Origin of the sequence: Escherichia sp. WS568, assembly GCF_046486085.1 — a bacterium.
Lineage (GTDB): Bacteria > Pseudomonadota > Gammaproteobacteria > Enterobacterales > Enterobacteriaceae > Escherichia > Escherichia coli.
On sequence record NZ_JBJQMC010000006.1, the window covers coordinates 65,184 to 90,251 of the forward strand.

The following is a 25,068-nucleotide window of genomic DNA, read 5'->3' on the forward strand; positions in this document are numbered from 1 at the left end:
TAACAACAATGAAAAAATTAACCATTGGCTTAATTGGTAATCCAAATTCTGGCAAGACAACCTTATTTAACCAGCTCACTGGCGCACGTCAGCGTGTAGGTAACTGGGCTGGCGTTACCGTCGAACGTAAAGAAGGGCAATTCTCCACCACCGATCATCAGGTCACCCTGGTGGACCTGCCTGGCACCTATTCTCTGACCACCATCTCATCGCAGACCTCGCTCGATGAGCAAATCGCCTGTCACTATATTCTGAGTGGCGACGCCGACCTGCTGATTAACGTGGTGGATGCGTCTAACCTTGAGCGTAACCTGTACCTGACGCTGCAACTGCTGGAACTCGGCATTCCCTGCATCGTGGCGCTGAACATGCTCGACATTGCCGAGAAGCAAAATATTCGTATTGAAATTGATGCTCTGTCGGCGCGTCTTGGCTGCCCGGTGATCCCGCTGGTTTCAACCCGTGGTCGCGGTATTGAAGCGCTCAAGCTGGCGATTGATCGCTATAAAGCTAACGAGAATGTGGAACTGGTGCATTACGCACAGCCGCTACTCAACGAAGCAGATTCACTGGCAAAAGTGATGCCTTCCGACATCCCGCTGAAACAACGTCGCTGGCTGGGTCTGCAAATGCTGGAAGGCGATATCTACAGCCGCGCCTACGCCGGTGAAGCGTCGCAGCATCTTGATGCCGCCCTCGCCCGTCTGCGTAATGAGATGGACGATCCGGCGCTGCACATTGCCGATGCGCGTTACCAGTGCATTGCTGCTATCTGTGATGTGGTAAGCAACACCTTGACGGCAGAACCCAGCCGTTTCACCACTGCGGTAGATAAAATCGTGCTCAACCGTTTCCTCGGTCTGCCGATTTTCCTCTTTGTGATGTACCTGATGTTCCTGCTGGCTATCAACATCGGCGGGGCGTTACAGCCGCTGTTTGACGTCGGCTCCGTGGCGCTATTTGTGCATGGTATTCAGTGGATTGGCTACACGCTCCACTTCCCGGACTGGCTGACTATCTTCCTCGCCCAGGGCCTGGGCGGCGGTATTAACACCGTGCTGCCACTGGTGCCGCAGATCGGCATGATGTACCTGTTCCTCTCCTTCCTCGAGGACTCCGGATATATGGCGCGTGCGGCGTTTGTGATGGACCGTCTGATGCAGGCGCTGGGCTTGCCGGGGAAATCCTTTGTACCGCTGATCGTTGGTTTCGGTTGTAACGTACCGTCGGTAATGGGCGCACGTACGCTTGATGCACCGCGTGAACGTCTGATGACCATCATGATGGCACCGTTTATGTCCTGCGGCGCGCGTCTGGCTATCTTCGCCGTATTTGCGGCTGCTTTCTTCGGGCAGAACGGTGCGCTGGCGGTCTTCTCGCTGTATATGCTGGGTATCGTGATGGCGGTGCTGACTGGCCTGATGCTCAAGTACACCATCATGCGCGGTGAAGCGACGCCGTTTGTCATGGAGTTGCCGGTCTATCATGTACCACACGTTAAAAGCCTGATTATCCAGACCTGGCAGCGTCTGAAAGGCTTCGTTCTGCGTGCTGGTAAAGTGATTATCATCGTCAGCATTTTCCTGAGCGCTTTCAACAGCTTCTCGCTGAGCGGGAAAATCGTCGATAACATCAACGACTCGGCGCTGGCGTCCGTCAGCCGGGTGATCACCCCGGTCTTCAAGCCAATTGGCGTGCATGAAGATAACTGGCAGGCAACGGTTGGCCTGTTTACAGGTGCCATGGCGAAAGAAGTGGTAGTGGGTACGCTCAACACCCTCTACACCGCAGAAAATATTCAGGACGAAGAGTTCAATCCGGCAGAGTTTAACCTCGGTGAAGAGCTGTTCAGTGCGATAGATGAAACCTGGCAGAGCCTGAAAGACACCTTCAGCCTTAGCGTACTGATGAACCCCATTGAAGCCAGCAAAGGCGACGGCGAAATGGGTACCGGGGCGATGGGCGTGATGGATCAGAAATTCGGTAGCGCAGCTGCCGCATACAGCTACCTGATTTTCGTCCTGCTGTATGTACCGTGCATCTCGGTGATGGGGGCTATCGCCCGTGAATCAAGCCGTGGCTGGATGGGCTTCTCCATCCTGTGGGGGCTGAATATCGCTTACTCACTGGCAACATTGTTCTATCAGGTCGCCAGCTACAGTCAGCACCCAACTTACAGCCTGGTGTGCATTCTGGCGGTTATCCTGTTTAACATCGTGGTTATCGGTCTGCTGCGCCGCGCGCGTAGCCGGGTGGATATCGAACTGCTGGCAACCCGCAAGTCGGTAAGCAGTTGCTGCGCAGCCAGCACCACCGGTGATTGCCATTAATGGCTTCACTTATTCAGGTGCGTGATTTGCTGGCGTTACGGGGCCGTATGGAAGCGGCCCAGATAAGCCAGACATTGAACACTCCGCAGCCAATGATTAACGCCATGCTGCAACAGCTGGAAAGCATGGGCAAAGCCGTGCGGATTCAGGAAGAACCTGACGGCTGCCTCTCTGGCAGTTGTAAAAGCTGCCCGGAAGGCAAAGCCTGTCTGCGCGAGTGGTGGGCGCTGCGTTAACCATACTCCATCGCCTGTTTTGAAAAGCCCGGTATGCGTTTGCATCCGGGCTTTTTTGCGTGCGGCTTTCCATAAAAATGTAACCCTTGCAGCACGGCGCAAGTTCCTCTGAAAGCGTCTCGCAGGGATAAAAACTCGCTAATGCACAGGTGTTGAGTGGCGCGTAGAGTCGCGGCATTCAAACAACAGGTGAAGGAACGCCATGAGCAAAAAGCAGAGTTCCACCCCACACGATGCGCTGTTCAAACTCTTTTTACGCCAACCGGAGACGGCACGCGATTTTCTTGCGTTTCATTTACCGGCACCCATTCACGCGCTCTGTGATATGAAAACCCTCAAGCTGGAGTCGAGCAGCTTTATTGATGACGATCTGCGTGAAAGCTATTCCGATGTGCTGTGGTCGGTGAAAACGGAACAAGGACCAGGATACATCTATTGTCTGATTGAACATCAAAGCACCTCAAACAAACTGATCGCATTTCGCATGATGCGTTACGCTATTGCCGCAATGCAAAATCACCTGGATGCCGGATACAAAACGTTGCCGATGGTGGTGCCATTGTTGTTTTACCACGGCATTGAAAGCCCCTATCCCTATTCACTGTGTTGGCTGGATTGTTTCGCCGATCCCAAACTGGCAAGGCAGCTTTATGCCTCTGCATTTCCGCTGATTGATGTCACTGTCATGCCTGATGATGAAATCATGCAGCACCGGCGCATGGCGCTGCTGGAGCTAATTCAAAAACATATACGTCAACGCGATCTGATGGGGCTGGTAGAGCAAATGGCCTGCTTATTAAGTAGTGGATACGCTAATGACAGACAAATCAAAGGGCTGTTTAATTACATCTTGCAAACCGGCGATGCGGTACGTTTTAACGATTTTATCGACGGCGTTGCCGAACATTCACCGAAACACAAGGAGAGCTTAATGACTATTGCGGAAAGATTGCGGCAAGAGGGGGAACAATCCAAAGCCTTGCATATAGCAAAAATAATGCTTGAATCCGGAGTCCCTCTTGCGGACATCATGCGTTTTACCGGGGTGTCAGAAGAAGAGTTGGCTGCGGCGAGTCAGTAAAGTTCTGTCTCGCCATTTCAAAAGCCACCTACACCCTCTGCTTCAACGCCACCAGCATGCGACAAAACTCGGCCGGATGCGAAATAAACGGCGCATGGGCCGCTTTGGCGAAGATGTATGATTCGCTGTGAGGCCAAAGTTTATCCAGCATCGGCACCACTTTGCGCGGCACCAGACCGTCGAGATAGCCATACAATCGCAAAAACGGCATGGACACGTTTTGCAGCGGCTGACGGAGATCGACCGTTTTCAGGATTTCCAGCCCGCCATTAAGCACGTCAACCTCCGGCATCGGTAACGCCAGAACGGTTTTCTTCAGCGCCCGCGCATCCTGGCGCGCCGTTTCAGTACCCATGGTTTGTAACGCCAGGAACCGCTCCACTGTACGCTGAAAATCATCACTGAGTTGCTGCTGAAATCCCGCCAGCACGTCCGGTTTTATCCCCGGCCACTCGTCACGAGCACTAAAACAAGGTGACGACGCCACGGTGACCAGCGCCTGAACACGCTCGGGATGGGTTAACGCAATCTGGCTTGCCACCAGCCCGCCCAGACTCCAGCCTAACCAAATGGCTTTATCAGGTGCCTGTCGCAGCACGGCTTCGGCCATATCAGCAAGTGACATCGCACCAAATCCCCGGCTACGCCCGAAGCCGGGCAGGTCAACAAGGTGCAGCGTAAAATGCGAGCTCAGTTCCTCGTCAATGCAACGCCACACTTCGGCATTCAGTCCCCATCCGTGCAGCAGCACAAGATGAACATTCCCCTGACCTTTGGTCTGCCACCAGATGTTATTCATCCGCTATTGTTCTCTTTTGACTTACAAGGATGAACATATGCTAACAGTACCGGGATTATGCTGGCTATGCCGAATGCCGCTGGCGTTAGGTCATTGGGGGATTTGTTCGGTCTGCTCACTCGCCGCCCGTACAGATAAAACGTTATGCCCACAATGTGGATTACCCGCCACACACTCACATCTTCCCTGCGGTCGCTGCCTGCAAAAACCACCGCCCTGGCAAAGACTGGTCACGGTTGCCGACTATGCGCCACCGTTAAGCCCGCTAATCCACCAGCTTAAGTTTTCCCGGCGCAGCGAAATCGCCAGCGCCCTGTCACGTCTGTTACTATTGGAGGTCTTACACGCTCGTCGCACCACCGGGTTGCAATTGCCGGATCGCATCATCAGCGTTCCGTTATGGCAGCGGCGTCACTGGCGTCGGGGATTTAATCAGAGCGATTTGCTGTGTCAGCCGTTATCACGCTGGTTGCACTGCCGATGGGATAGCGAAGCCGTCACACGAACACGGGCCACTGCGACCCAGCATTTTCTCAGTGCCCGGCTGCGCAAGCGCAACCTGAAAAATGCCTTTCGCCTTGAATTGCCTGTGCAAGGTCGCCATATGGTGATTGTGGATGATGTCGTTACCACCGGAAGTACCGTCGCAGAGATTGCGCAGTTGCTTTTACGCAATGGTGCGGCGACTGTCCAGGTCTGGTGCCTTTGTCGAACCTTGTAGAGCCTCGATGATGGGCGTATTATAACCAACTAAAATAGTCAACTATTAGGCCATTACTATGATCCGTATTTCCGATGCTGCACAAGCGCACTTTGCCAAACTGCTGGCAAATCAGGAAGAAGGGACACAAATCCGCGTATTTGTGATTAACCCTGGCACGCCTAACGCTGAATGTGGCGTTTCTTATTGTCCGCCGGATGCTGTGGAAGCCACCGACACTGCCCTGAAATTTGACCTGCTGACCGCGTATGTTGATGAGTTAAGCGCTCCTTACCTGGAAGATGCAGAGATCGACTTTGTTACCGACCAGTTGGGTTCCCAGTTAACGTTGAAAGCGCCTAACGCCAAAATGCGTAAAGTCGCAGACGATGCGCCGCTGATGGAGCGCGTTGAGTATATGCTGCAGTCGCAGATCAACCCGCAACTGGCTGGTCACGGTGGTCGCGTTTCGCTGATGGAAATCACCGAAGACGGTTACGCCATTCTGCAATTTGGTGGCGGCTGTAACGGTTGTTCCATGGTCGATGTGACGCTGAAAGAAGGGATCGAGAAGCAGCTGCTAAACGAATTCCCGGAGCTGAAAGGTGTGCGCGATCTCACCGAACACCAGCGCGGCGAACACTCCTACTACTAAGTTATCCCCTCTTTTGTAGATTGCCCGATGCGACGCTAAAGCGTCATTTCGGGCCTACGTTGAACATGTGCCAGACGTTGGCGCTGCATTGCTTTGGCAAATCCCTCCCTTCGTTTCCCCGCGATAATATGACCAACCTCTCATAATTTAAATTTACCCCGCTCTGGTGATTCTCAAACGCCAGATGTTACCCGTATCATTCACGTGGGTACCAAACATACTCCTGACATCTGACTACAATAATTAGTTTTAGTGGGTATCAGTCGTGGTGCCGCAATATCTCTGTTCCCGATTGGGATAATTAGAGTTTGTCGTCAGAAAATTGACGTTACCCATAACAAATGAAAGGCCAGGTAAATCATGCCATTAGTCATTGTTGCTATCGGTGTAATCTTGTTGTTGCTCCTGATGATCCGCTTCAAAATGAACGGTTTCATCGCTCTCGTCCTCGTGGCGCTTGCTGTTGGATTAATGCAAGGGATGCCGCTGGATAAAGTTATTGGCTCCATCAAAGCCGGTGTCGGCGGAACGCTCGGTAGCCTTGCCCTGATCATGGGTTTTGGCGCGATGCTGGGCAAAATGCTGGCAGACTGCGGTGGCGCACAACGTATCGCCACCACGCTGATTGCTAAATTTGGTAAAAAACACATCCAGTGGGCGGTGGTACTGACCGGTTTTACCGTTGGTTTTGCCCTGTTCTATGAAGTGGGTTTCGTGCTGATGCTGCCGCTGGTGTTTACCATCGCGGCTTCCGCGAATATTCCACTGCTGTATGTTGGTGTACCAATGGCGGCTGCACTGTCTGTGACCCACGGCTTCCTGCCACCGCATCCGGGTCCGACTGCGATTGCCACCATTTTCAATGCCGATATGGGTAAAACTCTGCTGTACGGGACTATTCTGGCAATCCCGACCGTGATTCTCGCCGGTCCGGTTTACGCTCGCGTGTTGAAAGGTATCGATAAGCCGATCCCGGAAGGTCTGTACAGCGCGAAAACCTTCAGCGAAGAAGAGATGCCGAGCTTTGGCGTCAGCGTCTGGACCTCTCTGGTGCCGGTAGTGCTGATGGCGATGCGTGCGATTGCCGAAATGATCCTGCCGAAAGGTCACGCTTTCCTGCCGGTAGCGGAGTTCCTCGGTGACCCGGTAATGGCTACGCTGATTGCCGTACTGATTGCGATGTTCACCTTTGGTCTGAACCGTGGTCGTTCAATGGATCAGATTAACGACACGCTGGTTTCTTCCATCAAAATCATTGCGATGATGCTGTTGATTATCGGTGGTGGCGGTGCGTTCAAGCAGGTGCTGGTAGACAGCGGCGTGGACAAATACATTGCTTCCATGATGCACGAAACCAACATTTCTCCGCTGCTGATGGCCTGGTCGATTGCTGCCGTACTGCGTATCGCGCTGGGTTCCGCAACCGTTGCGGCAATCACTGCGGGTGGTATCGCGGCACCGCTGATTGCAACGACGGGTGTTAGCCCGGAGCTGATGGTTATTGCGGTTGGTTCCGGTAGTGTGATTTTCTCTCACGTGAACGATCCGGGCTTCTGGTTGTTCAAAGAGTACTTTAACCTGACTATCGGCGAGACCATCAAATCCTGGTCGATGCTGGAAACCATTATCTCGGTGTGCGGTCTGGTAGGCTGTCTGCTGCTGAATATGGTGATTTGATAACACTGACTGCCGGATGCATCGCATCCGGCATCAACCGCACTCTACTTCTTCTTCGCTGCCGCTCTGCGCCGTCTGTCCAAATCCTTCAGCAACTTGTTCACGCCATCATCGGCAAACATCGCCTCAAGCGTTGCGGAGAGCTTGCGCCGCCAGTTTTTATACTGGTAACTGGTGCCGGGAATATTTACCGGGTCCGCCATATCCAGCCAGTCTTCTGGCTGTAGTCCTAACAGGGCGCTGTTGCTATCGGCGATGTAGCGCTGTAAGCCACGATTCAGCGTCGGCGTCATCGACATCAACGATGCCTTATGCCCGGCACGTTTTGGCAGACAACCATATTTATGCAGAGCATCCAGTAGTCCTTGCTTCGCCAGTTCGCGATCCTGATACAGACCGCGCAGTACCACTTCATCCGGATACAACCCCAGCGTTTTGCCCAGCGTTAGATCCCCGCTCTCCCAGTAGCCGCGTAGCGTAGGCAGGTCGTGTGTCGCCGCAACCGCCATCGACTGCTCTGGGTACGCTTTCGGTGAGCGGAATGTCTTCTCGTGGTCGTTTTCGAAATAGAGCACTTTGTAGGAGTACACACCGCTGCTGCGCAGCTTACCGACAATCTCTACCGGTACGGTACCGAGATCTTCACCAATCACCATGCAGCGATGACGTTTACTTTCGAGTGCCAGAATCGAGAGCAGATCATCCACTGGATAGTGAACATATGCCCCCTGATCCGCCGTCTCGCCATACGGTATCCACCACAAACGCAGCATCGACATCACATGGTCAATTCGTAATGCGCCGCAGTTTTGCATATTGGCACGCAACAGCTCGATAAACGGTTCATAGGCACGCGCGGTGATAATATGCGGGTCCATTGGCGGCAATCCCCAGTTCTGCCCCAACGGGCCGAGGATATCCGGCGGCGCGCCAACCGACGCTTTCAGGCAATACAGTTCACGGTCGCACCAGGTTTCTGCCCCACCTTCTGCTACACCAACGGCCAGATCACGATACAAGCCAATCGGCATTTCATAGTCCTGGCTTATCTCCCAGCAGGCGGCAAACTGGCTGTAAGCCAGCCACTGCAACCAGAGATAAAAATCGACGTCATCACGATGTTCTTCGCAGAACTGGCGCACTTCTGGTGAATCCACGTTCTGATACATCTCTGGCCATGCAGGCCAGCCCCAGCGCATTTCGTCCTCTTTCACTTGCTGGGCATGTAGTGCGTCAAACGCCGCCTGCCAGAACAGGCTGTCGCCTTGCTCTGCAACAAACTGGCGAAACGCGGCCACCTGTTCATCATCACGTTGCGCGAAACCTTTCCACGCCATTCGTAATGCTGTCATTTTTAGGGCGGTAACCGTGGAGTAATCGACCCAGTCGGCATCCCGCGCCTGTTGCAGCGTCTGTTGCGTGGTCGGCAACTTCCACCAGGCCAGAGCCTCTTCGCTAAGATGGAAATCTTCAACGGCGTTAACGTCGATATAAATCACATTCAGCCAACGGCGAGAAGACGGGCTATACGGGCTGGCACTTTCCGGATTTGCCGGATAGAGCGCATGAATCGGGTTCAGACCGATGAACGACCCGCCACGTTTTGCCACATCCACCAGCATCGCTTTGAGATCGCCAAAATCCCCAATACCCCAGTTTTTTTCCGATCGCAGCGTATAAAGCTGAACGCAGGCCCCCCACAGCTTTTGTTTGTTCAGCAACGCCTGCGGTTCGTAACAGCGTTTCGGTGCCACAATCACCCGGCAATGAGCACGCTGGTCGTCCTGGGTGAGTGTCAGCGTGTGATAACCTTCCGGCAGCTTCGTCGGTAGATTGAACGCTTTGCCCCCCGTTACATGGCCTTTGTACTGCGTTCCTTCTTCGGTGGTCAGCAGCCAGCTATATTCGCCGCTGCCCTCCACCACCATCGGCATTTTTTTGCCGCTGGTATAAACCATGACATTCGGGACTGGCGTTACCGCCACTTTCGTGGCGGTACGTTGATGCATCGCGTCAAGCAAACGCCGTTTGGTTTCGGCGCTAATCGACTGCGGTTTACCGTGGGCATTGATGTAATTGGGGCTGATCCCCGCCGCCAGCGCGGCATTATCCAGACGTTTGCTTTCCATCGAGCTTCCTTAGCGTTTTGCCTGCCAGATACGAGCCTGATAATCGCGAATAGAGCGATCCGAGCTAAACATACCGCAGCGGGCGGTATTGAGGATCGCCGCGCGGGTCCAGGCCTCCTGGTCGCGGTACAGCACATCCACCTGCTTTTGTGCCTCTACATAGGCTGCGAAATCCGCCATCACCAGATACGGATCGCCGCCCTGTTTGCCGATACTGTGCAGCATCTGGTCGAAGGCATGCTTATCGCCGTCGCTGTATTTGCCGCTTTCCAGCTCTTTCAATACTGCGTCCAGCACCTTATCTTTCTTCCGCCATTTCACCGGGTCGTAGCCTTTGGCCAGAATTGCCTTCACTTGTTCCACGGTATGACCAAAAATAAAGATATTTTCTTCACCAACTTTCTCGGCGATTTCAACGTTCGCACCATCCAGCGTACCGACAGTAAGCGCACCATTGAGCGCCAGTTTCATATTGCCGGTACCGGAAGCTTCTTTACCTGCCGTCGAAATTTGTTCGGAGATATCCGCCGCCGGGATCAGTTTTTCCGCCGCCGAAACGCAATAATCCGGCAGGAACACCACCTTCAATTTGTCGCCAACCTGCGGATCGTTGTTGATCACGTCAGCCACTTTGTTGATCGCAAAGATAATGTTTTTCGCCAGGTAGTAGCCCGGTGCCGCTTTCGCGCCAAAGAGGAAGACGCGCGGTACGCGATCAGCCTGCGGGTTTTCACGAATTTCTTTGTACAACGCCAGAATATGCAGCAGATTCAGGTGCTGGCGTTTGTACTCATGCAGACGTTTGATCTGAATATCGAAAATCGCCTGTGGATTGATCTCAATACCGGTACGAACTTTCACAAACTCTGCCAGACGGACTTTATTCGCCTGCTTGATCTCGCGATATTGCTGACGGAATTTCGCATCATCAGCGAATTTTTCCAGATTGATCAGTTGATCGAGATCGTTAGCCCACTCTTTTTTCAGTGATTTATCCAACAGAGCCGCCAGTGCCGGGTTGCACTGTTTGATCCAGCGACGTGGGGTAATACCGTTGGTGACGTTATGGAATTTGTTCGGCCATAGCTGGTGATATTCCGGGAACAGATCTTTCACCACCAGATCCGAGTGCAGCGCCGCAACACCGTTCACCGCGAAACCGCCAACCACACACAGGTTCGCCATATGCACTTGTTTGTCGTGTACCACCGCCAGTTTGGCCCACACTTTTTCATCGCCCGGCCAGTTTTTTTCCACCAGCGTTTTAAAGCGTGTATTAATTTCGTTAATAATCTGCATGTGGCGCGGCAGTAAGCCTTTCACCAGTTTCACATCCCAGCGTTCCAGCGCTTCTGGCATCAGGGTATGGTTGGTGTAAGCGAAAGTTTTACTGGTGATAGCCCAGGCGTCATCCCAGCTCATCTGGTGCTCATCGATCAGCACGCGCAGCAGTTCTGGAATCGCGATTGTTGGGTGGGTATCGTTCAGCTGAATAACTTCGTAATCCGCCAGTTCGTGCAGTTTACGCCCCGCCAGATGATGGCGACGCAAAATATCCGCTACCGAACAGGCACACTGGAAGTATTGCTGCATCAGGCGCAGCTTTTTACCGGCAGTATGGTTGTCGTTTGGATAGAGAACTTTGGTCAGTTTTTCCGCGTTGATGCCCTGCTGTTCGGCGCGCAGGAAATCACCGTCGTTAAATTTAGTCAGATCAAACGGATGCGCATGCGTCGCCTGCCACAGACGCAGTGGCTGTGCCACGCCATTACGATAGCCGACAACGGGGAGATCCCACGCTTGACCGGTAATGGTAAATTCCGGCTCCCAGCGTCCGTCTTTCGTCACTTTACCGCCAATTCCTACCTGCACATCCAGTGCTTCATTGTGGCGGAACCACGGGTAGTTACTGCGATGCCAGTCATCCGGCGCTTCAACCTGTTTGCCATCGACAAATGACTGGCGGAACAAGCCATATTGATAATTAAGGCCGTAGCCAGTAGCTGACTGCCCGACAGTTGCCATTGAGTCGAGGAAGCACGCCGCCAGACGTCCCAGACCACCGTTACCCAGCGCCGGGTCGATCTCTTCTTCCAGCAGGTCAGTCAGGTTGATGTCATAAGCCTTCAACGAATCCTGTACATCCTGATACCAGCCGAGATTCAACAGGTTGTTGCCCGTCAGGCGACCAATCAAAAACTCCATTGAGATGTAGTTAACATGTCGCTGATTCGCCACCGGTTTGGCAAATGGCTGAGCACGCAGCATTTCGGCCAGTGCTTCGCTCACTGCCAGCCACCACTGACGAGGGGTCATTTCAGCCGCAGAATTTAAGCCATAACGCTGCCACTGACGTGAAAGCGCTTCCTGAAATTGCTTATCGTTAAAAATAGGTTGTGACATAGGAGTTCCACTTTTCTTAGATTTTCAACACAACGTTATCGCTAGTTTGCCAGGCTCGATGTTGACCTTCCTCATCCTGCGGGGGATTAGGCAGGGAGGAGTTGCGGGGATGAGCAAGGAAATGTGATCTCGACCACTTAAAGCTAGTGCAAACCACAGGATTAGCAGCAAATCAATGCCATACAGCGCAGAAAATCTGTATCTAAGTGCAAAAAATGGCCGTTGCGTATTTTCAAAAAGCGGAAGGTAACTCTATAAATTAAGTAAAGGAGTGAAACAGTTTCATAAGTAAAATATCAAGTGTGCTCCATCTCATTCTTAATAGATTTATTAAGATCATCTTTTTAGATGGCACTTTCATCAGGGATAAAGAAGAAACCCTTGCTTAAATGAAACTGATGAACATAAGGAAAATACCGTACAACCCAGCATTCACGCTGGATCAGCGTCGTTTTAGGTGAGTCATTAATAAAGATTTGGAATTGTGACAGAGTGCAAATTCAGACACATAAAAAAACGTCATCGCTTGCATTAGAAAGGTTTCTGGCCGACCTTATAACCATTAATTACGAAGCGCAAAAAAAATAATATTTCCTCATATTCCACAGTGAAGTGATTAACTATGCTGATTCCGTCAAAATTAAGTCGTCCGGTTCGACTCGACCATACCGTGGTTCGTGAGCGCCTGCTGGCTAAACTTTCCGGCGCGAACAACTTCCGGCTGGCGCTGATCACAAGTCCTGCGGGCTACGGAAAGACCACGCTCATTTCCCAGTGGGCGGCAGGCAAAAACGATATCGGCTGGTACTCGCTGGATGAAGGTGATAACCAGCAAGAGCGTTTCGCCAGCTATCTCATTGCCGCCGTGCAGCAGGCAACCAACGGTCACTGTGCGATATGTGAGACAATGGCGCAAAAACGGCAATATGCCAGCCTGACGTCACTCTTCGCCCAGCTTTTCATTGAGCTGGCGGAATGGCATAGCCCACTTTATCTGGTCATCGATGACTATCATCTGATCACTAATCCAGTGATCCACGAGTCAATGCGCTTCTTTATTCGCCATCAACCAGAAAATCTCACCCTGGTGGTGTTGTCACGCAACCTTCCGCAACTGGGCATTGCCAATCTGCGTGTTCGTGACCAACTGCTGGAAATTGGCAGTCAGCAACTGGCATTTACCCATCAGGAAGCGAAGCAGTTTTTTGATTGCCGTCTGTCATCGCCGATTGAAGCCGCAGAAAGCAGTCGGATTTGTGATGACGTTTCCGGTTGGGCGACGGCACTGCAGCTAATCGCCCTCTCCGCCCGGCAGAATACCCACTCAGCCCATAAGTCGGCACGCCGCCTGGCGGGAATCAATGCCAGCCATCTTTCGGATTATCTGGTCGATGAGGTTTTGGATAACGTCGATCTCGCAACGCGCCATTTTCTGTTGAAAAGCGCCATTTTGCGCTCAATGAACGACGCACTCATCAACCGTGTGACCGGCGAAGAAAACGGGCAAATGCGTCTCGAAGAGATTGAGCGCCAGGGGCTGTTTTTACAGCGAATGGATGATACCGGCGAGTGGTTCTGCTATCACCCGCTGTTTGGTAACTTCCTGCGTCAGCGCTGCCAGTGGGAACTGGCGGCGGAGCTGCCGGAAATCCACCGTGCCGCCGCAGAAAGCTGGATGGCCCAGGGATTCCCCAGCGAAGCGATTCATCATGCGCTGGCGGCAGGCGATGCGCTGATGCTGCGCGATATTCTGCTTAATCACGCCTGGAGTCTGTTCAACCATAGCGAACTGTCGCTGCTGGAAGAGTCGCTTAAGGCCCTGCCGTGGGACAGTTTGCTGGAAAATCCGCAGTTAGTGTTATTGCAGGCGTGGCTGATGCAAAGCCAACATCGCTACGGCGAAGTTAACACCCTGCTAGCCCGTGCTGAACATGAAATCAAGGACATCAGAGAAGGCACCATGCACGCAGAATTTAACGCTCTGCGCGCCCAGGTGGCGATTAACGATGGTAACCCGGATGAAGCGGAACGGCTGGCAAAACTGGCACTGGAAGAGCTGCCGCCGGGCTGGTTCTATAGCCGCATTGTAGCAACCTCAGTGCTGGGTGAAGTATTGCACTGCAAAGGCGAATTGACCCGCTCACTGGCGTTAATGCAGCAAACCGAACAGATGGCACGCCAGCACGATGTCTGGCACTACGCCTTATGGAGTTTAATCCAGCAAAGTGAAATTCTGTTTGCTCAGGGATTCCTGCAAACCGCGTGGGAAACGCAGGAAAAAGCGTTCCAGCTGATCAACGAGCAGCATCTGGAACAGCTGCCAATGCATGAGTTTCTGGTGCGCATTCGTGCGCAGCTGTTATGGGCCTGGGCACGGCTGGATGAAGCCGAAGCGTCAGCACGTAGCGGGATTGAAGTCTTGTCGTCTTATCAGCCACAGCAACAGCTTCAGTGCCTGGCAATGTTGATTCAATGCTCGCTGGCCCGTGGTGATTTAGATAACGCCCGTAGCCAGCTTAACCGTCTGGAAAACCTGCTGGGGAATGGCAAATATCACAGCGACTGGATCTCTAACGCCAACAAAGTCCGGGTGATTTACTGGCAAATGACCGGCGATAAAGCCGCCGCTGCCAACTGGTTGCGTCATACGGCTAAACCGGAGTTTGCGAACAACCACTTCCTGCAAGGTCAATGGCGCAACATTGCCCGTGCACAAATCTTGCTGGGCGAGTTTGAACCGGCAGAAATTGTTCTCGAAGAACTCAATGAAAATGCCCGCAGTCTGCGGTTGATGAGCGATCTCAACCGTAACCTGTTGCTGCTTAATCAACTGTACTGGCAGGCCGGACGTAAAAGTGACGCCCAGCGTGTGTTGCTGGACGCATTAAAACTGGCGAATCGCACCGGATTTATCAGTCATTTTGTCATCGAAGGCGAAGCGATGGCGCAACAACTGCGCCAGTTGATTCAGCTTAATACGCTGCCGGAACTGGAACAGCATCGTGCGCAGCGTATTCTGCGAGAAATCAATCAACATCATCGGCATAAATTCGCCCATTTCGATGAGAATTTCGTTGAACGTCTGCTAAATCATCCGGAAGTGCCAGAACTGATCCGCACCAGCCCGCTGACCCAACGTGAATGGCAGGTCCTGGGGCTGATTTACTCCGGTTACAGCAACGAGCAAATTGCAGGCGAGCTGGAAGTGGCGGCAACCACCATCAAAACGCATATCCGCAATCTGTACCAAAAACTCGGTGTCGCCCACCGTCAGGCCGCGGTACAACACGCGCAGAAACTGCTGAAGATGATGGGATATGGGGTATGAGTTTAGCCGGATAATACGTCGGATCCGGCTTACATCTTTATATCATTCAATGCTCACCCGCGTTACGCCATCAGCCTCCACCAGACCAAACCGCACTGGCAAGAAACGCTCCACCACCGCAATATTGGTCAGCAGATGGCATGAGGGATGGGCGACCGTAAATTCTCCCGCGCCCGCCAGCGCCATCGGTAGCACCAGTTGGTCGGCGAGATATTCCCCCACCGCCGCCGGGCTTGCCAGGTAGCGTTTCACCTCTTTCACCAACTGTGCCGCGACCACCTCAGCGCTGACGCGCTTTTCACCGACGACAAAAAAGCGTTCGGTGATATTTTCACTTTCGACTTCAAGCGAGACGGTATTACCCGGCCCCTGGTCACGCGGCAGGTTATGAATATTCTGCTCATGCAGGGAAAAACTCCCCACCAGCGTAGCGATTTCACGCTCAGCAACATGCCTCGGCACGCCAGCTAATAGCACCTCTCCACGCATCTGCACAATGTTCCCGCGCTCGCCAAGTTGCAAGGTGTTAAACAATGCCACGGGCGAGACTTCCGTTGCCACCACCCCGCCTCCGGCAGGATAAAAACCGTGGCGTATTAGTGTGGTTTGCTGATGAATGCCCATTTTCGCCAGCAGCGGCTCCAGCACCCGGCGGATAAAATCCGCAGGCGGGGCCGACGGGTTATCGGTGCCTCCGCTCACTTCAACACGCGAAGGTCCATCGGCAAACCACAGCGCGGGCAGCACCGTTTGCAGCACCAGCGTACAACTTCCGGCGCTACCGATAGCATTTTCGCCAGCAGCGGCTCCAGCACCCGGCGGATAAAATCCGCAGGCGGGGCCGACGGGTTATCGGTGCCTCCGCTCACTTCAACACGCGAAGGTCCATCGGCAAACCACAGCGCGGGCAGCACCGTTTGCAGCACCAGCGTACAACTTCCGGCGCTACCGATAGCAAAGCGGTAATCGCCGCCGCGCACGGTGCCGGGCCGGAAGAGCAGACGCTGCGATCCCAGCTCCGCACCTTCCACCGTTGCCCTACAAATTTCCGCAGCCGCTTTTACCGCGGTCAGATGCTGGCGCAACAGTCCCGGTTTTGCCCGCCCGGCACGAATGCCGGTGATGGTAAATGGCAGGCCGGTTATCATCGACAGGCTCAGCGCCGAGCGCAGGATCTGCCCGCCGCCTTCGCCCTGTGCGCCATCCAGCGCAATCATCCTTTTCATCATTTATCCTTTTACGCACACCACCTGACGCAGGGTATAGATAACTTCCACCAGATCGCTTTGTGCCGCCATCACCGCATCAATATCTTTATACGCCATCGGGATTTCGTCGATCACTTCGGCATCTTTACGGCATTCCACATGCGCGGTGGCACGAATTTGGTCTTCCACACTGAACAGTTTTTTCGCTTTAGTACGGCTCATTACCCGCCCGGCACCGTGGCTGCACGAACAGAACGACTCTTCATTTCCCAGCCCACGGACAATAAAGCTTTTCGCCCCCATCGAACCGGGAATAATTCCATATTGACCAGCACGAGCAGACACCGCGCCTTTACGCGTCACATAGATCTCTTCGCTAAAGTGCTGTTCTTTTTGCACATAGTTGTGGTGACAGTTGATCTCTTCCATCGCCAGCGTTTGTGGCTGTCTTACCGTTTTCTGCGTAACGCTCTGCAACGCCGTTACCACGTTTTCCATCATCGCATCGCGGTTAAGGCTGGCAAAAAGCTGCGCCCAGGCCACCGCTTTCAGGTAATCGTCAAAATATTCCGTACCTTCCATAAAGTACGCCAGGTCACGCGATGGCAACGTTTCAAGTGTTTCCTGCATCTCTTTTTGCGCCAGATCGATAAAGTAAGTCCCGATGGCATTACCAATTCCGCGTGAACCGGAGTGCAGCATAATCCACACCTGATCCGACTCATCAAGGCAAATTTCAATAAAGTGGTTACCCGTTCCCAGCGTTCCCAGGTGTTTATAGTTATTGGTATTAAGGAAACGCGGATATTTTTGCGTTAACCACTGATAACCGGCTTCAAGCTCAGCCCATTTCGCATCGACGTTAACAGGCGGTTTTTCCCATGCGCCTTTATCACGTTTACAACGGCCTGTGGTACGCCCATGCGGCACGGCAGCTTCAATCGCCTGACGCAGCTCCGCCAGGTTTTCAGGCAGGTCAGCCGCCGTTAACGCGGTACGCAGCGCGTTCATTCCACAACCGATATCTACCCCCACCGCCGCCGGAATAATCGCTCCTTTGGTTGGGATCACGCTACCAATGGTGGAACCTTTACCCAGATGTACATCAGGCATTACCGCAATATGTTTGAAAATAAACGGCATCTTCGCCGTATTTATCAGTTGCTGACGCGCATCGTCTTCTACCGGTACGCCTTTGGTCCACATTTTTACCGGGACATTTTCAGTGGTCAGTAATTCGTAATTCATTTTATTTTTCTCTTTTCGTTGTTTGCTGTCCAGATAATTGCAACCGTCGTGCCAGAAAATTAATTAAGCAGCTTAATTTTTTAATTCATTGTTTTTAATAGATTAAATCTTTACGTCCGTAAACGGAGATTTCCCGCAAAGCCAATTTACCGATAATGAAATATCGTCTTTTATAAGGATATCTAAGATGCGTAAAACAGTGGCTTTTGGTTTTGTCGGAACGGTGTTGGATTATGCCGGGCGCGGCAGTCAGCGCTGGTCAAAATGGCGTCCGTCACTCTGTCTATGCCAGCAAGAATCGTTAGTCATCAATCGACTGGAATTGTTGCACGACGCCCGCTCACGCTCGCTGTTTGAAACGCTTAAACGCGATATCGCCAATGTTTCGCCAGAAACAAAAGTGGTGGGCGTTGAGATTGAACTGCATAACCCATGGGATTTCGAGGAGGTTTACGCCTGCCTGCATGATTTCGCCCGTGGTTACGCGTTCGAACCTGATAAAGAAGACTATTTAATTCACATCACCACCGGTACCCACGTCGCGCAGATTTGCTGGTTTCTGCTGGCGGAAGCACGTTACCTGCCCGCCAGGTTAATACAATCTTCGCCACCGCGTAAAAAAGAACAGCCGCGCGGTGCAGGTGAAGTGACGATTATCGATCTCGATTTAAGCCGTTATAACGCCATCGCCAGCCGCTTTGCCGAGGAACGCCAGCAAACGCTCGATTTTCTTAAGTCCGGCATTGCCACGCGTAACGCCCACTTCAACCGCATGATTGAGCAGATCGAAAAAGTGGCGATCAAATCCCGCGCACCGATCCTGCTCAACGGCCCAACCGGTGCGGGAAAGTCGTTTCTGGCACGACGCATCTTCGAGTTAAAACAGGCGCGGCATCAGTTTAGCGGCGCGTTTGTGGAGGTGAACTGTGCCACTCTGCGCGGCGATACCGCCATGTCAGCGCTGTTTGGTCATGTGAAAGGCGCGTTTACCGGGGCGCGGGAGTCGCGGGAAGGATTATTACGCAGCGCCAACGGCGGGATGTTATTTCTTGATGAGATTGGCGAACTGGGCGCAGACGAACAGGCAATGCTGCTGAAAGCCATTGAAGAGAAAACCTTTTATCCGTTTGGCAGCGATCGCCAGGTGAGTAGCGACTTTCAGCTGATCGCCGGAACGGTGCGCGATTTGCGTCAGCTGGTTGCCGAAGGCAAATTCCGCGAAGATCTGTACGCGCGGATCAATCTCTGGACCTTCACCCTGCCGGGGCTACGCCAGCGCCAGGAAGATATTGAACCTAACCTGGATTATGAAGTGGAGCGCCACGCCTCACTTACCGGCGACAGCGTGCGTTTTAACACCGAAGCGCGGCGCGCCTGGCTGGCCTTTGCAACATCATCTCAGGCGGCATGGCGCGGTAACTTTCGCGAGCTTTCTGCCAGCGTCACGCGAATGGCAACCTTTGCCACTAGCGGACGCATCACTCTGGAAGTGGTTGGAGATGAGATAAACCGTCTGCGCTATAACTGGCAGGAGAGTCGTCCTTCCGCGCTTACGGCGTTGCTGGGCGCTGAGGCAGAAAACATCGACCTCTTTGACCGTATGCAACTGGAACATGTTATAGCTATCTGCCGGCAGGCAAAGTCGCTTTCCGCTGCCGGACGCCAGCTTTTTGACGTTTCGCGCCAGGGGAAAGCCAGCGTCAACGACGCGGATCGGCTACGCAAATACCTGGCGCGTTTTAATCTGACGTGGGAAGCCGTGCAGGATCAGCACAGCTCCAGTTGAATATGGTGGTCCGTCAGCACCTGCATCACGCTTACTGGCGGCGGGGCGTCGGTGTAGACGGCATCTACCATGCTGATACTGCCCATATTGACCATCGCGTTACGGCCAAATTTTGAGTGGTCGACAACCAGCATAACGTGGCGCGAGTTCTCAATGATGGCGCGTTTGGTGCGAACTTCGTGGTAATCGAACTCCAGTAGCGAGCCGTCGCTATCGATGCCGCTTATCCCCAGAATGCCGAAATCAAGGCGGAACTGGGAGATAAAATCGAGCGTTGCTTCGCCAATGATCCCGCCATCGCGGCTGCGTAATTCGCCACCGGCAAGAATGATACGGAAATCCTCTTTTACCATCAGCGTGTTAGCGACGTTGAGATTGTTGGTCACAATGCGTAAATTGCTGTGATTAAGCAGCGCGTGCGCCACCGCTTCCGGCGTGGTGCCGATATCGATAAACAGCGTCGAGCCATTGGGAATTTGCTCCGCCACTTTGCGGGCGATGCGCTCTTTTTCTTCGGTCTGGGTGGCCTTGCGATCGTGCCACGGCGTATTAACCGAACTGGAAGGCAGCGCCGCACCGCCATGATGGCGCAGGATCAGGTTTTGCTCTGCCAGCTCGTTGAGATCGCGGCGAATAGTCTGCGGGCTAACGGAGAAATGCTCTACCAGCTCCTCGGTGCTGACATAACCCTGCTGTTTAACCAGTTCGATAATACCGTTGTGACGTTGTGTTTGTTTCATTTCTAAATCCCTGGAATTATTTTCGTTTTCGCGCATTGAGCGAATCAACAAAAGCCATCGCTAAACCCACGGCTAACCCGGCGATGTGTGCTCCGTTCGCCATCGACATCCCAAACAAATCAAACCATCCGGCGACAATCCAGATCAACGCAAAGATAATTAACCCACGTTGCAGGTAAATGCCACTTTGCGGATCGCGTTCGCCACGTAGCCAGACGTAGCCCATCAGCGCATACACCACGCCAGAAAGCCCGCCAAACCACGGCCCGCTGAATTTTTGCTGCACATAGCCGCTTAACAGGGCGCTAATGAGAGTAATGACAATTAGCTTACCGCTACCGAGGCGTTTTTCCACCGCACCGCCGAGATACCACCACCAGAGCAGGTTAAAGAGGATATGCATCAGCGAGAAGTGCATTAACGCGTGGGTGAAGTAACGCCAGAACTCAAATTTCAGCGTCGGATCGAATGGCCAGGCCAGCCATAACATCACTTCCTGATCGCCGAGAATTTGCATGGCGATAAACACCACCACGCAGGCAATCATCATCACCCAGGTTACCGGACCTGCGCGTTCACGCAAGGCAGCAAAGAAAGGATAACGGCGATAATGCAGGCCACTGCCGGTATGGCCCGCCTGCCAGCTGGCCGCCAGATAACGCGGATCTGCCGGGTTTTCGAGAAAACGCGCCAGCTCCGCCCGCACGCGTTCGGCCTGGGACTCATCCGCTAGCCAGACATCGCTTTGGTTATGTTGTTGAATCGTGAGGATAACACCCTGCGTCGCCATGTAATCAACAAACGCCTGCGCCACTCGGGGGTTAGCAAAAGAGGTAATCATCAACATCGTTGCTGTCGCTTATTCCACACAAAAGGGGACAGTATAAAGCGTTACGCGCCGTACGCCACCTCTGCGGGAAACTGGCGCTGCCAGGCTTCAAAGCCGCCATCAATGCTGTAGACCACATCGTAGCCCTGTTGCAGCAGATACTGCGCCGCGCCTTTGCTGCTATTACCGTGGTAACACATCACCATGACTGGCGTATCGAAGTCGTTATCACGCATAAACGCGCCCAATGTGTCGTTGGTTAAATGGAAAGCCTGCGCCGCATGCCCCATTGCGAAACTCTGTGGATCGCGAATATCGACCAGCACCGCCTCTTTTTCCTGCAACTTCTGGTGCGCGTCGGCAACGTTAATACATTCGAACTGATCCATGCGTCTCTCTTTCTTTACAAACAAGTGGGCAAATTTACCGCACAGTTTACGTCGAAGCGGCAGATAAACGCCATAATGTTATACATATCACTCTAAAATGTTTTTTCAATGTTACCCAAAGCGCGATTCTTTGCTAATATGTTCGATAACGAACATTTATGAACTTTAACGAAAGTGAATGAGGGCAGCATGGAAACCAAAGATCTGATTGTGATAGGTGGCGGCATCAATGGTGCTGGTATCGCGGCAGACGCCGCTGGACGCGGTTTATCCGTGCTGATGCTGGAGGCGCAGGATCTCGCTTGCGCGACCTCTTCCGCCAGTTCAAAACTCATTCACGGTGGCCTGCGCTACCTTGAGCACTATGAATTCCGCCTGGTCAGCGAGGCGCTGGCTGAACGTGAAGTGTTGCTGAAAATGGCTCCGCATATCGCCTTCCCGATGCGTTTTCGCCTGCCACATCGTCCGCATCTGCGCCCGGCGTGGATGATTCGCATTGGTCTGTTTATGTACGATCATCTGGGTAAACGCACCAGCCTGCCGGGATCAACCGGTTTGCGTTTTGGCGCAAACTCAGTGTTAAAACCGGAAATTAAGCGCGGATTCGAATATTCTGACTGTTGGGTAGACGACGCCCGTCTGGTACTCGCCAACGCCCAGATGGTGGTACGTAAAGGCGGTGAAGTGCTTACTCGTACTCGTGCCACTTCTGCTCGCCGCGAAAACGGCCTGTGGATTGTGGAAGCAGAAGATATCGATACCGGCAAAAAATACACCTGGCAGGCGCGCGGCCTGGTGAACGCCACCGGCCCGTGGGTGAAACAATTTTTCGACGACGGGATGCATCTGCCTTCACCTTATGGCATTCGCCTGATCAAAGGCAGCCATATTGTGGTGCCACGCGTGCATACCCAGAAGCAAGCCTACATTCTGCAAAACGAAGATAAACGTATTGTGTTCGTGATCCCGTGGATGGACGAGTTTTCCATCATCGGCACCACCGATGTGGAATACAAAGGTGATCCGAAAGCCGTGAAGATTGAAGAGAGTGAAATCAATTACCTGCTGAAAGTGTATAACACGCACTTTAAAAAGCAGCTAAGCCGTGACGATATCGTCTGGACTTACTCCGGCGTGCGTCCGCTGTGTGATGATGAGTCCGACTCGCCGCAGGCAATTACCCGTGATTACACCCTTGATATCCATGACGAAAACGGCAAAGCACCGCTGCTGTCGGTATTCGGCGGTAAGCTGACCACCTACCGCAAACTGGCGGAACATGCGCTGGAAAAACTAACGCCGTATTATCAGGGTATTGGCCCGGCGTGGACGAAAGAGAGCGTGCTGCCGGGTGGTGCCATTGAAGGCGATCGCGACGATTATGCCGCTCGCCTGCGCCGCCGTTACCCGTTCCTGACTGAATCGCTGGCACGTCACTACGCGCGCACTTACGGCAGCAACAGCGAACTGCTGCTCGGCAATGCGGGGGCGATAAGCGACCTCGGGGAGGATTTCGGTCATGAGTTCTACGAAGCGGAACTGAAATACCTGGTGGATCACGAATGGGTCCGTCGCGCCGACGATGCCCTGTGGCGTCGCACAAAACAAGGCATGTGGCTAAATGCGGATCAACAATCTCGTGTGAGTCAGTGGCTGGTGGAGTATACGCAGCAGAAGTTGTCGCTGGCGTCGTAAATTAACGTAAGGTGGCCAGGTCAGATTTCAATCTGACCTGAGACTGATGATAAACAAAAAAACTGCCTGATGCGCTACGCTTATCAGGCCTACGTGGTTTATGCAATATATTGAATTTGCATGATTTTGTAGACAAAATAAGGCGTTCACGCAGCATCCGGCATAAACAAAGCGCACTTCGTCAACAATCTGACCTACTTTTTGATTCAAGGAATTACCGCAAAGCCCACGCAATCATACCCAACGTAACAAAACTCAGACACATTACCCACTCGCCCCACTTCTTCCTCTGACTTCTATTTTTGCTACGCCACTGGCAATAATATCCCAATGCAAAACCAAGCTGGGCGCTTATCGGACCGATAAAGTCAGTCCACGGCTGAGACCCAAATTGAAAAAATTCAGGGGTAACCAGACAATGGTCAGAAAGAAATTGCGCATATTTTCCAGCAAAGCAATTTGCGCTGGCGCGACATAGAAAATGATATTCCACAGGAGCAACCAGAAATAAACTGGTGCAAATACCAACCAACAATGGAGTCTGCTTTTCAGTTCAGATTGAGCTCTGCAAGAAAATTGCCAACCAACGCAACACATGGCACAGAAAAAAAAAGTGCATATTCAGCCAATAACCCAAGTTGGAATTCCAGAAGTGAAATACGCCTGAACATGAGCGGGATAGAGAACAGTATTTCTCCCATAAAACTCAGCGTGATAACACAAGCAGCCAGAGCAACCACCGTCGGCCACACCAACAACGGCACAATAACAAAACCAAGAATTAACGGAGGAATATAAAGTCTGATTTTATTCATCTTTATTGTCCTGATGATTCGGATGATGCGTCATAAATCGGCACATAGCCCACATCCTCTACCAATTGCTGTCCCTGCGGGCTTAAAAACCAGTCGACGAATTTCTGCGTTTCCAGCGTAGGGTTTTCGTGCGTCACCATATAAGCATGAATTATGTACGGATAAGTGCCGTTACGGATATTTTCCTCTGTAGGTGCAACGCCATTTATAGCCAGCAGTTTGATCTGTTTGCGCATTTTGAGCATATTGTCATTCATACGTGTGACGTAATAGTGGAAGGTGTATCCAATAGAAGATGGTGTATTTTGGTAGTCGGCGACTTCGGTAATTAAACCGCCCATAAGATCGATAACAGTGGATTTTTTGGCTGGCAGCATTGGAGTATCTTGCATAACCAGTCCCTTCATAACCGTTTGGCTTCCAGAATCTTCTGGCCGCTGCCAGACTTTTATACTTTCGTCACCGCCGCCCACTTTATTCCAGCGACTCACTTTACCGCTAAAAATGTCTTTGACCTGCTGTTCGCTAAGTGAATTAACCGGGTTTTTGATATCAACGATAAAGACAAAGGCTTCGCGGGCGAAAGCGGTATATTTGAGTTTAACACCTGCTTCTTCTGCACGTTTTTTCTGTCCTTCCGACGGTTGTGCAACAAAAATAACCGTCGCGGTACCCTTAATCAGACTATCGTAGGCTTCAGCTGTTCGGGTTTGTTGCAAACCATACGCCTGCCAGGCCAGCGAGGTTCGATCCTTATCTTTTGGCTCGGGTACTAATTCATAATACGCGGAGGCATACAGCGGGTATAAGGCTGTAGCGCCGTACACTCTCGGCCATCTTGACCAATCATCGTTGTAACGTAATTCAGGTTGCCCCCGCAGAGACGTCAGTCCATGGCTGTCTTCTTCCCTGACGCTGTTATAGTACCCTTCCCGGTCGACACATCCCGCCAGTAGCGCCGTACCTAATAGTAAAACACCGGTGAATTTATTCATTGCGCTGATTCCTTTCTCTCGAGCG

General features: G+C 52.6%; 17 protein-coding genes and 3 pseudogenes. 9 read left to right on the forward strand and 11 right to left on the reverse strand.

The window, feature by feature from the left end; all coding sequences use genetic code 11:
• The first annotated feature begins 8 nt into the window (after nt 1–8).
• The 3 genes from feoB (at nt 9) to rpnA (ending at nt 3,647) form a co-directional block, all read left to right on the forward strand.
• A complete protein-coding gene (gene feoB / locus ACJHWR_RS08775) occupies nt 9–2,330 on the forward strand; it encodes a Fe(2+) transporter permease subunit FeoB (RefSeq protein WP_000737007.1) in 2,322 nt (773 codons plus the stop codon).
• Nucleotides 2,330–2,566, forward strand: a complete 237-nt coding sequence (gene feoC, locus ACJHWR_RS08780; RefSeq protein WP_000157586.1) for a [Fe-S]-dependent transcriptional repressor FeoC — start codon at nt 2,330–2,332, stop codon at nt 2,564–2,566. Before feoB ends, feoC begins: the two co-directional genes overlap by 1 nt.
• Before the next feature lie 202 nt (nt 2,567–2,768).
• Nucleotides 2,769–3,647, forward strand: coding sequence for a recombination-promoting nuclease RpnA (gene rpnA / locus ACJHWR_RS08785; RefSeq protein WP_000039086.1), 879 nt, complete (start codon nt 2,769–2,771; stop codon nt 3,645–3,647).
• A 28-nt stretch (nt 3,648–3,675) separates the two neighbouring features.
• Here rpnA and bioH read toward each other — a convergent pair whose 3' ends face one another.
• On the reverse strand, nt 3,676–4,446 hold the full coding sequence (gene bioH / locus ACJHWR_RS08790; protein WP_001060097.1) for a pimeloyl-ACP methyl ester esterase BioH: 771 nt from the start codon (nt 4,444–4,446) through the stop codon (nt 3,676–3,678).
• A gap of 37 nt (nt 4,447–4,483) precedes the next feature.
• Between bioH and gntX the strand changes: the two genes are divergently transcribed.
• The 3 genes from gntX (at nt 4,484) to gntT (ending at nt 7,478) form a co-directional block, all read left to right on the forward strand.
• Nucleotides 4,484–5,167: a DNA utilization protein GntX gene (gntX, locus tag ACJHWR_RS08795; RefSeq protein ID WP_012311770.1), complete on the forward strand. Its 684-nt coding sequence runs from the start codon at nt 4,484–4,486 to the stop codon at nt 5,165–5,167.
• Nucleotides 5,168–5,225: 58 nt separating this feature from the next.
• The gene (gene nfuA, locus ACJHWR_RS08800; RefSeq protein ID WP_000619389.1) at nt 5,226–5,801 is read left to right on the forward strand and encodes a Fe-S biogenesis protein NfuA; all 576 of its coding nucleotides are present in this window, start codon (nt 5,226–5,228) and stop codon (nt 5,799–5,801) included.
• Nucleotides 5,802–6,161: 360 nt separating this feature from the next.
• Nucleotides 6,162–7,478, forward strand: coding sequence for a gluconate transporter (gntT, locus tag ACJHWR_RS08805; protein ID WP_001131758.1), 1,317 nt, complete (start codon nt 6,162–6,164; stop codon nt 7,476–7,478).
• Between the two features lie 44 nt (nt 7,479–7,522).
• Here gntT and malQ read toward each other — a convergent pair whose 3' ends face one another.
• Entirely contained in the window at nt 7,523–9,607 is a 2,085-nt protein-coding gene (malQ, locus tag ACJHWR_RS08810; protein WP_000444336.1) for a 4-alpha-glucanotransferase, read from the reverse strand.
• A 9-nt stretch (nt 9,608–9,616) separates the two neighbouring features.
• A complete protein-coding gene (gene malP, locus ACJHWR_RS08815; RefSeq protein WP_000081901.1) occupies nt 9,617–12,010 on the reverse strand; it encodes a maltodextrin phosphorylase in 2,394 nt (797 codons plus the stop codon).
• Between the two features lie 622 nt (nt 12,011–12,632).
• Between malP and malT the strand changes: the two genes are divergently transcribed.
• Nucleotides 12,633–15,338 (forward strand): HTH-type transcriptional regulator MalT, encoded by a 2,706-nt coding sequence (gene malT / locus ACJHWR_RS08820; protein ID WP_000906949.1) that lies wholly within the window; start codon nt 12,633–12,635, stop codon nt 15,336–15,338.
• A 42-nt stretch (nt 15,339–15,380) separates the two neighbouring features.
• On the opposite strand, the pseudogene rtcA reads toward malT, so the two are convergent.
• The 3 genes and pseudogenes from rtcA to rtcB form a co-directional block, all read right to left on the reverse strand.
• Nucleotides 15,381–16,127 (reverse strand): annotated as a pseudogene (rtcA, locus tag ACJHWR_RS08825) (RNA 3'-terminal phosphate cyclase); the annotation flags it as partial.
• A gap of 14 nt (nt 16,128–16,141) precedes the next feature.
• Nucleotides 16,142–16,564: pseudogene (locus ACJHWR_RS08830) on the reverse strand (RNA 3'-terminal phosphate cyclase); the annotation flags it as partial.
• A 3-nt stretch (nt 16,565–16,567) separates the two neighbouring features.
• Nucleotides 16,568–17,794, reverse strand: coding sequence for an RNA-splicing ligase RtcB (gene rtcB / locus ACJHWR_RS08835; RefSeq protein WP_001105518.1), 1,227 nt, complete (start codon nt 17,792–17,794; stop codon nt 16,568–16,570).
• A 187-nt stretch (nt 17,795–17,981) separates the two neighbouring features.
• Here rtcB and rtcR point away from each other — a divergent pair, with 187 nt between their 5' ends.
• A complete protein-coding gene (rtcR, locus tag ACJHWR_RS08840) occupies nt 17,982–19,580 on the forward strand; it encodes a DNA-binding transcriptional regulator RtcR (protein ID WP_001232898.1) in 1,599 nt (532 codons plus the stop codon).
• On the opposite strand, the gene ACJHWR_RS08845 is transcribed toward rtcR, so the two are convergent.
• From ACJHWR_RS08845 to glpE, 3 genes are read right to left on the reverse strand one after another with little or no spacing between them, the layout of a single operon-like run.
• Nucleotides 19,562–20,320: a DeoR/GlpR family transcriptional regulator gene (locus ACJHWR_RS08845; RefSeq protein WP_000815099.1), complete on the reverse strand. Its 759-nt coding sequence runs from the start codon at nt 20,318–20,320 to the stop codon at nt 19,562–19,564. The two genes, rtcR and ACJHWR_RS08845, sit on opposite strands and share 19 nt — an antisense overlap.
• Nucleotides 20,321–20,336: 16 nt before the next feature.
• Entirely contained in the window at nt 20,337–21,167 is an 831-nt protein-coding gene (gene glpG / locus ACJHWR_RS08850) for a rhomboid family intramembrane serine protease GlpG (protein WP_000928723.1), read from the reverse strand.
• A 44-nt stretch (nt 21,168–21,211) separates the two neighbouring features.
• The gene (gene glpE / locus ACJHWR_RS08855; RefSeq protein ID WP_000371924.1) at nt 21,212–21,538 is read right to left on the reverse strand and encodes a thiosulfate sulfurtransferase GlpE; all 327 of its coding nucleotides are present in this window, start codon (nt 21,536–21,538) and stop codon (nt 21,212–21,214) included.
• Nucleotides 21,539–21,727: 189 nt separating this feature from the next.
• On the opposite strand from glpE, the gene glpD reads away from it, so the two are divergent.
• Nucleotides 21,728–23,233, forward strand: a complete 1,506-nt coding sequence (gene glpD / locus ACJHWR_RS08860) for a glycerol-3-phosphate dehydrogenase (RefSeq protein ID WP_000448165.1) — start codon at nt 21,728–21,730, stop codon at nt 23,231–23,233.
• A 214-nt stretch (nt 23,234–23,447) separates the two neighbouring features.
• Here the strand turns inward: glpD and ACJHWR_RS08865 are convergent.
• Both ACJHWR_RS08865 and ACJHWR_RS08870 read right to left on the reverse strand, forming a co-directional pair.
• Nucleotides 23,448–24,048, reverse strand: a pseudogene (locus ACJHWR_RS08865) (hypothetical protein).
• A 2-nt stretch (nt 24,049–24,050) separates the two neighbouring features.
• Nucleotides 24,051–25,043, reverse strand: a complete 993-nt coding sequence (locus ACJHWR_RS08870) for a PstS family phosphate ABC transporter substrate-binding protein (protein WP_001032210.1) — start codon at nt 25,041–25,043, stop codon at nt 24,051–24,053.
• Between the last annotated feature and the right edge of the window lie 25 nt (nt 25,044–25,068).